The organism is Aquabacterium sp. UBA2148 (assembly GCF_002328915.1).
Classification (GTDB): Bacteria; Pseudomonadota; Gammaproteobacteria; order Burkholderiales; family Burkholderiaceae_C; genus Aquabacterium; species Aquabacterium parvum.
On the sequence record NZ_DCXA01000055.1, the window covers coordinates 18,278 to 20,990 of the forward strand.

Consider the following 2,713-nt stretch of genomic DNA (forward strand, 5'->3'; position numbering starts at 1 on the left):
CGTGGCCGGCATGACCCGCGCCCTGGCGCGCGAGCTCGGCAGCCGTGGCGTGACCGTCAACTGCGTGGCCCCCGGTTTCATCGACACCGACATGACCCGCGCGCTCACCGAAGAGCAGCAATCGGCCTTGAAGTCCCAGATTCCGCTGGGTCGCCTGGGGCAGCCCGAGGACATCGCCGAGGCCGTTGCCTTCCTGGCATCGCCTCAGGCTGGTTACATCACTGGCGTCGAGTTGCACGTCAACGGCGGCATGTACATGAATTGATTTGAGATTTTCCTGGGATATCTCAAATTCGATTTTTCGAGCCGGTCAGCGTAATGACATGCTGAGCCGGTAAAATCCCTGGTTTGTTTGCAACCCCTCCCGGAGGAGTCATGAGCGATATCGAAGCACGCGTCAAGAAGATCATTGCAGAGCAACTCGGTGTGGCCGAGTCTGAAGTCAGCCCCGAGAAGGCTTTCGTGGCCGACCTGGGCGCCGACTCGCTGGACACCGTTGAGCTGGTGATGGCCCTCGAAGACGAGTTCGGCATCGAGATCCCCGACGAAGAAGCAGAAAAGATCACCACCGTGCAACTGGCGATCGACTACGCCAAGAACCACGTCAAGGCCTGATCGAACTGCGGTGAGCCAAGGCCCGGGTCTTTGACGGACCCGTTGGGCCTTGCCCCTCTCTCGGATTTCAACTTTCAGCACTGACAAGCATGACCCGTCGTCGCGTCGTCATCACCGGCCTCGGCCTGGTGACCCCCCTTGGCAATCAGGTCCAGGACTCCTGGTCGGCCCTGCTCGCAGGCCGCTGTGGCATCCAGACCATCACCCAGTTCGACGCTTCGGCGTTCGCCTGTCAGTTCGCAGGCGAAGTCAAGGGCTTCAACATCGAGGATTACATCCCCGCCAAAGAAGCCCGTCACATGGACCGTTTCATCCACTTCGGCCTCGCTGCAAGCATGCAGGCCGTCAAGGATGCCGGTCTGCCCACCGGTGAAGCCCTGAGCCCTGAACTTGCCGAACGCATCGGCGTGCTGGTGGGCTCCGGCATCGGCGGTCTGCCCATGATCGAGCAGACCCACACCGATTACAAGGAACGCGGCCCGCGCCGCATTTCTCCCTTCTTCGTGCCCGCATCGATCATCAACATGATCAGCGGTCACGTCTCCATTCACCACGGTTTTCGCGGCCCCAACCTGGGCGTCGTGACGGCCTGTACCACGGGCCTGCATGCCATCGGCCTGGCCGCTCGCCTCATCGAGGCCGGTGACGCCGACATCATGGTTGCCGGTGGTGCCGAGTCCACGGTCAGCCCGCTGGGCATCGGCGGTTTCGCGGCCTCTCGTGCGCTGTCGACCCGCAACGACGACCCGGCCACGGCCTCGCGCCCCTTTGACAAGGACCGCGATGGTTTCGTGCTGGGCGAGGGCGCTGGCGTCATGGTCATCGAGTCCTACGACAGCGCGGTCGCCCGTGGCGCCAGGATTTACGCAGAACTCGCCGGCTTCGGCATGAGCGGTGACGCTTATCACATGACCGCGCCGGACGTTTACGGCCCGCAGCGCTCGATGATGAACGCCCTGCGCAACGCTGGCATCAACCCCGATCAGGTTCAGTACCTGAACGCGCACGGCACCTCGACCCCGCTGGGCGACGTCAACGAAACCAACGCCATCAAGCAGGCTTTTGGTGACCACGCCAAGCAACTGGTGGTGAACTCGACCAAGTCCATGACGGGTCACCTGCTGGGTGGCGCTGGTGGCATCGAGTCGGTGTTCACGGCGCTGGCTGTGCACCACCAGGTCTCGCCGCCGACCATCAACATCTTCAACCAGGACCCGGAATGCGACCTGGACTACTGCGCCAACACCGCGCGTGAGATGAAGATCGACGTGGCCGTGAAGAACAACTTCGGCTTCGGTGGCACCAACGGCTCGCTGGTCTTCAAGCGCGTCTGATTCACCACGTCCCCATTGAACTGACAGCGGGAGGTGCAGGTTTTCCCCGCTGAAATCCTGCCTCATCCATGTCCGTTCTGGCTCCCTTGCTGAGGCCTGCGTCCTGGCGTCTTTCGCTTGGCGCTGGTGATGTTCCCTGGCTGCGTCGCCTCGGTCTGGCCTTGTTGATGGCCAGCACCCTGGCGCTGCTCGCCTGGTGCGGGGCAACCTGGCTGGAGTCCTGGCGGCATCGTGATGTGACCCTGGCCTCCGTGCTGGCGGTGCCCCTTTGTGCGGTGGGTTTGCTTCACGCGTGGCGCCTGGGGCGGGGTTGGCTCACGCCTGGCCTGCCCTTGACGTTGCGCTGGACGGGTCCTGTGGCCAATTTGCGTTCTGGTGAGCCATCTGGTGGTTGGCGCGTTGACGAGTGGGGCGCACAACCCGTTGACGTCAGCCTGGTGTGGGACTGGCAGCGCGTCATGCTCTTGAGGCTCAGGCCCTGGGAGTCAAGCTCTCGCCAGGCCTGGGTCTGGCTGCAAGACCATCGTGGCCCGCAGCCTGGTCCTCGTGGAGACGTGCATCGCCTGCGCACCTTGTTGTGCCTGCCTCCGGCGATGACCTTGCCTGGCAGCGATGCCCGCGTGTTGTCGCAAGGTGCTTTGGTTTCGCCCCCTGCGGGGTTGGTGGCATCATCGCGGCATGTTGCCAACACCGATTCCGCCCGCATGAGCCGGTCTTCCAAGCCGGCGCGCCTTGCGCGTCAGTCGCCTCGCTCTGCAGGCGCG

General features: G+C 63.5%; 3 protein-coding genes. All 3 read left to right on the forward strand.

Annotated elements, in window-relative coordinates:
- A partial coding sequence (locus B2W70_RS03095; RefSeq protein WP_286742745.1) for an SDR family oxidoreductase occupies window positions 1-265 on the forward strand: 265 nt, incomplete at its 5' end.
- A 110-nt stretch (window positions 266-375) separates the two neighbouring features.
- A complete protein-coding gene (gene acpP / locus B2W70_RS03100; RefSeq protein WP_058086216.1) occupies window positions 376-615 on the forward strand; it encodes an acyl carrier protein in 240 nt (79 codons plus the stop codon).
- Window positions 616-704: 89 nt separating this feature from the next.
- Entirely contained in the window at window positions 705-1,949 is a 1,245-nt protein-coding gene (fabF, locus tag B2W70_RS03105) for a beta-ketoacyl-ACP synthase II (RefSeq protein ID WP_286742747.1), read from the forward strand.
- The last annotated feature ends 764 nt before the right edge of the window (window positions 1,950-2,713 follow it).

Bases quoted from the DNA above. Each gene is read 5' to 3' on its own strand.
- acpP (WP_058086216.1), top strand. From the start codon at position 376: ATGAGCGATATCGAAGCACGCGTCAAGAAGATCATTGCAGAGCAACTC.
- fabF (WP_286742747.1), top strand. From the start codon at position 705: ATGACCCGTCGTCGCGTCGTCATCACCGGCCTCGGCCTGGTGACCCCC.